Source organism: Microlunatus sp. GCM10028923 (assembly GCF_042666975.1).
Taxonomy (GTDB): domain Bacteria; phylum Actinomycetota; class Actinomycetes; order Propionibacteriales; family Propionibacteriaceae; genus Microlunatus.
This window is the reverse complement of record NZ_JBHTFF010000032.1, coordinates 1-1,406: the sequence shown is the minus strand read 5'-3', so window position 1 is coordinate 1,406 and position 1,406 is coordinate 1. Positions and strand designations below refer to the sequence as shown.

General features: G+C 63.4%; 1 protein-coding gene. It reads right to left on the bottom strand.

Translation table 11 applies throughout. From position 1 onward, the window contains the following. Positions 1 to 8: 8 nt before the first annotated feature. A complete protein-coding gene (locus ACFQU4_RS37605) occupies positions 9 to 1,244 on the bottom strand; it encodes an ISL3 family transposase (RefSeq protein WP_377502445.1) in 1,236 nt (411 codons plus the stop codon). Between the last annotated feature and the right edge of the window lie 162 nt (positions 1,245 to 1,406).

The following is a 1,406-nucleotide window of genomic DNA, read 5'->3' as shown; positions in this document are numbered from 1 at the left end:
GGCTCTACTCAGGTTTGTGTGGGTAAGTTGATCTTGATCGAGCTGCAGCAGAGGTAGATCATCGCGGTCAGGGATTGGGCTGTGGGGTGGCCGTAGCCGCGGCGTTGGATGACTCTGATCTTGGTGTTGATGCCTTCGAGTCGTCCGTTGGAGAGTTGATTCTCCGCGGCGGCGACGATCCCGTCGTAGTGAGCGGCGATCCGATCGCCGAGTTTGATCATGGCCCGGTGGCCGCTGTTCCAGGCCCGTCGGATCCAACGGGTCAGATAGGCCGCAGCGCGGTCGGGCGGGACGATCCGGTAGAGATCTCGGAGCTCTTCCTTCAGGATCCAGGCGTCGTAGAGCTCGGCCCGCTCAGTCCTGATCATGGCCAGGATCCGGCGATGCTGCCGGGTGAGGTTCTGCTTCGCTCCGCGCAGCGCGTTGCGGGCTTTCAGCCAGGGTCGGGTGTTGCGGGCCGCTTGGATCTGCGCGGTCAGCGCGGGAAGGTCACTGGACCGAAACACCGCATCCAGGGCTTCCGTGGCCCACTTGATCACATGGAAGGCGTCGAAACAGATCTCAGCGTTCGGTGCGTGTTCCTCGGTCGCGGCGATATAGGCGCCGCCACCGTCCATCGTGACCGCTTCCAGCTGAGCGGTCCGCTCGGGACCCAGTTCGGCATAGAACCTGGCCAACGACGCCTTGGTGTGTCCTTCACCGACCCAGACCACATCGCCGGTGTCATGATCGGCGACCACGGTCAGATAGGTATGACCGCGTCGATAAGAGATCTCATCCACCCCGATCCGGTAGAGATCATCGAGCCGGGAATCGTCCAGGTTCTCCTCGACCACGCGGGTCACGATCTGATCGACCGCGGTCCAGGAACACCGCATCAACCGGGCCAGACCGGTCTTGTCCATCCGCTGCGCCAACCAGGCGACCAGGTCCTCGAAATCACGACTGTGCCGGGCACCCGGCCGGGCCCAGGGCACGTCCTCGGTCCTGACCGCCATGCAGGACCGGCACCAGATCCGTGCAATCTCGGACCGAAGCCACAACCGCGAGCCGGCGAGATCGAGATGACGCCACCGCCGGACCCGACCGTCATAACGAGCCCTCGCCGAAGCCCCACACGGGCACCGATACCGGCGAGCACGACGACGAACATCGATCACGATCCCGTCCGTCCCGAACTCGATCCCGACCACCGATGCACCCTGGATTTGCAGGACACGGTTAAATGCTGTGGTGACGCGCACGCGTAACGCCCTTCAGGTCGGTTGACTTCGCAATCACCAACCTAGAAGAGCCGACCGCGTGCGCGTCCTCACATCTCCCACAACACGTCGAAACCTCCACCACACAAGGGGAACCCCGCCGATCAACCCGCCTCGATCACCCACACAAGCGTGAGGAGAGGC